The organism is Alcanivorax sp., assembly GCF_051117345.1.
Lineage (GTDB): Bacteria > Pseudomonadota > Gammaproteobacteria > Pseudomonadales > Alcanivoracaceae > Alcanivorax.
Window position 1 is genome coordinate 1 of record NZ_JBNPEC010000098.1, and the last position, 3,847, is coordinate 3,847.

The following is a 3,847-nucleotide window of genomic DNA, read 5'->3' on the forward strand; positions in this document are numbered from 1 at the left end:
AAGCCCCGATCAAGAACTGGTTCTCGAGCCGGGAGATACGGTGATTCTGTACGGTCCGCTGGAAGCGGTGGAAGCAGCGGAAAACCGCTTGCTAGGCGGGTAAAGCAGTTGCAAGTTCAACGTTGAAAGTTTCAACGCGGATGAGGTTGTTAGAGGCGGCATCGGCAGTGGCCGCGATTCAGGGCTGGTTATACATCATCAAAAAAAACCGCCGCAGGATCGCGGCGGTCATGGTTATCGATTGGCTTATCGCTCTTAAGCGTTGCAACTTGAAACTTGCAACTGCCCGTCATGGCAAACGCAACAACACCCGTAACCCCTCCTGCATATCCGCTTCCTCTACATAGCCAACGGCAGCGGGATTCTGCTTTACTTTCTGTACCATGTCCCGGGCGTTCTTCACTTGGCGTGGCGGCATACCCTGGCCAGTGAAAATTATTCTGGCCCAGTAGCTTTTCAATTGAGAGGCGGATTTACCCGTGGCGCCCTCATAGAAACGTTCGCGCTGCTGGCTGCCCTCCGGCATATCCAGCACGGTCACGGAATGACCGTCGAAGCGGGACGCATTATCCATATAAAGCTGACGCACTTCATGACGATCCATCTGCGCCAATGGCGAAGACTCCGCCACTACCACCAGCATGCCGGCGGATGATAACGCGGGGCAGCACAGGACAAGGAAGACAGCACACACTTTCTTCAACATGATCATTCTCCCTTAAAAGGCCGCATCTACGGTGAGCCGGAATACCGTCGGTTCTTCCTCTTCGATGGAAGGTGCCGACCCCTGGGGAGTGAACAGACCATTGGTCATGATCTTGTCGTTGCTCATGTCATAAAAGCGCTGGGCTTCCAGCTTCACGGCAACGCCCACTTCCAGCTCGTAACGCAACCCCAGCGTCCAGCTTTTACTGCGCACCTGATTGGCTGCAGAGAAGTTGGCGGCAACCGGTCCCTCGCTCTGTGCTTCACTGACGCCGTGGGCATTGGCAGCCCCCCAGGTCACATGCGGCATCCACGGCCCGAAACGATACCCTGCACTGACATAACCGCCCCACTTGGTAGGGAACCAGCCTTCGATACCCAGCTGGGTACGCTCTGCCATCAGTACCATGGCGCCATTGTCATACTGCAGGCCCACACTGCTGATATAGGTCTGTGCTTCGTCCAGGCTGACTGGCGCTTCCAGTGCCGCCACCGGCAGACCCGTAGGGCCAGCAAGGTCGGTCAGATCCAGAGTCACTTCCGCGTGGCTGTAACTGAGCCAGCTGGTCCAGTCCCGCCATTGGCTGGTCAGATTGATACCGGTCAACTCGCTGACTTCATACACCACCGGTGCCGGCAGCGAAAAACTGGGCACATCGGTGGCACCGCCATACACATTAAGACGATGGGAAACCGGACCGGTGTTCAGATTCCAGCTCAGGTCCACCCCTTCCATGGTGTCAAACGGCACCACGTCGTAGGCTTCACCGGGCAAGGTCGCCCAGTGGTAGGTGTAACCCACATTGTTGTACTGGGTATGCATGAAAAACGGCAGCACCATGCGCCCGGCGCGAACCGTCACCGACGGCGACAGATCATGGCTCAGGTAGGCCCACTGCACCTGGGCATCATAATCATCCCGCCCCCGGGCCAGCACCTGTACGGTGGCACTGGTCTCATCGCTGATGGTTGCATTGAACTGAATCCCCGCCCGCGACAGCTCCCGGTGGGAAATCTCGTCGGTAGTACGATCAATGTAATCGATCGGGTCACCGTTATTGGCGCGAACATGAACATCGTGGCGGGTAATGCCATAGGTCATGAAGCCGTTAACGGAGATGCGATCGCTCCAGTTGCTCTGCTTTTCATACTGCTGCATTTCCAGTTGCTCAAGACGCCGCTCCATGTCTTCCAGCGACGCAGGAGATTGCGCCTGGACCACCGGCGCCAGCAACAACACGGCTGGTACCAACATCCTGGTAGTGGTTGTCATCAGGTTCCTCTGATTACGTTGTTATTATCGTTAAGGGCACCGACCTGCCGTTCCCAACCAGTATCGGAGTCTGTCCACTGTGGGTGAGGGAGGCGTCCCCTGCAGTGCCGGTTATCCATACGGCACTACCGCCCATCACACCGAGACACGTAACTCTTTGAATTTAGTACGAAAGAACCAAAGAAAGGTTACCCGTGGTAGCACCGAGCCATCATTCCCTTACGCCCAGGAACCGTATTCCATTAGCGGCCCAACATGAATTGCCCTACAAAGTGAACGGTCGTAAACCCTTTTGCTTGCCAAACCCTCCCTTCGCCCCTATTTTGTGAACACCTATTCACAAAGTGGAGGCGTGCCCAATGCATAACACGTCATTGAATCAGACTCCGAACACCCCGGCAGAGCCCAACTGGCAGCCGCTCAACGACTTTGCCGAGCGCAAACAGAAGGACAGCGGCCTGAAGGCCTGGCTGGCCGTGGTGGAAGGCTGTATCCGTGCTATCGAGAAAACCGCCTGGCAGGGCCGGGAAATTGCCGATCAGGCCCTCAAGGCCTGCAAAGCGGTAGGCCGTGGCGCCAACGCGATGAACGAGGAAATGCAGATCCTGGCCGACGAGGCGCGCCGCTGGCCGACACGCCTCAAGCGGCTGAGCAAAACCGGCTGGATGCTCACCAAGGTGGTGGCGAGCTATCGCCTGTGGGGCACCCGCTCCGCCTTTTTGCCGGCCAGCATGCGCGAAGCCGCCCTGGCTAACCTGCACCAGCGTAATGCCCGTCGCTTCCGCGATACCTCCCTGGAGCAAGGCGGCGCCTTCCTGAAGGTCGGCCAGCTACTGTCCAGCCGCCCGGACCTGTTACCCCAGGCCTGGGTGGAGGAACTGGCGGTATTGCAGGATCAAGCCAGCCCGGTGCCCTTCGATGACATTGCCATGGTGCTGGAGCAGGAGTTCGGTCAGCCCCTGAGCGAACTGTTTGCCGATTTCGACCCGGAGCCGCTGGCCGCTGCCAGCATCGGGCAGGTACACTGGGCACGGCTGCACGATGGCCGCGAGGTGGCGGTAAAAGTACAGCGCCCGGGCCTGGACGAAGTGGTAGAGCTGGATATGACCCTGCTAAAGGTATTCATGGACGCGGTGAAATCTGCCCTGCCGCCCATGGACATGGATACCATCGTCAGTGAAATCCAGCGCACCGTGCGCGAAGAACTGGACTATGAGCGCGAAGCCCGAGTAATGACACAGATCGGCGAGCAACTGGCAGGCGTCACCGGCATCACCACACCGGGCCTGGTGGCAGAACACAGCAGCCGCCATGTGCTGACCACCGAATTCGTACACGGCCGCAAGCTCACCACCGTGCTGGATGAACTGCACCACACCGACCCGGAACGTCTGGGTGTGGTGCTGCACCGGCTGCTGGACGCCTGGTTCTCCCAGGTGCTGCACGGCGGCGTATTCCATGCCGATCCGCATCCGGGCAACATCATGATCACCGACGACGACACCCTGGTACTGCTGGATTTCGGTTGTGCCCAGAGTCTCAGCGATGCGGCACGGCACGGCTACTTCAGGGTATTGCAGGCCTGCGTGGTGGACGATCAGCAAGTGATTGCCGACACCCTTACCGCCATGGGTTTCACCACCCGCAGCGGTAATCCAGACACCCTGCTGGCATTCGTCGCCGCCATTCTCGATCAGGTACGCAACGCCATTATTGACCCGGACCCGGATAAGGGCTGGCCCAGCGCCGAGGAAATGATGCAGCAGGTCAGCCATCTGCTGGATCGCCTGGAGCATGACCCGGTGGAAAAAATGCCCGGCGACTTCATCATGCTGGCGCGGGTATTCGGCACCCTGGGCGGCTTCTTCC

Annotated in this window: 3 protein-coding genes; 1 reads left to right on the top strand and 2 read right to left on the bottom strand. The window is 58.7% G+C overall.

Going from position 1 to position 3,847, the window contains the following annotated elements; translation table 11 throughout:
- Nucleotides 1–289: 289 nt before the first annotated feature.
- Together ACFE0K_RS06290 and ACFE0K_RS06295 are read right to left on the bottom strand one after the other, a co-directional pair.
- A complete protein-coding gene (locus tag ACFE0K_RS06290; RefSeq protein ID WP_434535249.1) occupies nucleotides 290–706 on the bottom strand; it encodes a hypothetical protein in 417 nt (138 codons plus the stop codon).
- 12 nt (nucleotides 707–718) lie between these two features.
- A complete protein-coding gene (locus ACFE0K_RS06295; RefSeq protein ID WP_434535250.1) occupies nucleotides 719–1,978 on the bottom strand; it encodes a hypothetical protein in 1,260 nt (419 codons plus the stop codon).
- Between the two features lie 359 nt (nucleotides 1,979–2,337).
- Here ACFE0K_RS06295 and ACFE0K_RS06300 point away from each other — a divergent pair.
- Nucleotides 2,338–3,847, top strand: a 1,510-nt coding sequence (locus ACFE0K_RS06300) for an ABC1 kinase family protein (RefSeq protein WP_434535251.1), incomplete at its 3' end; no start/stop codon positions are given.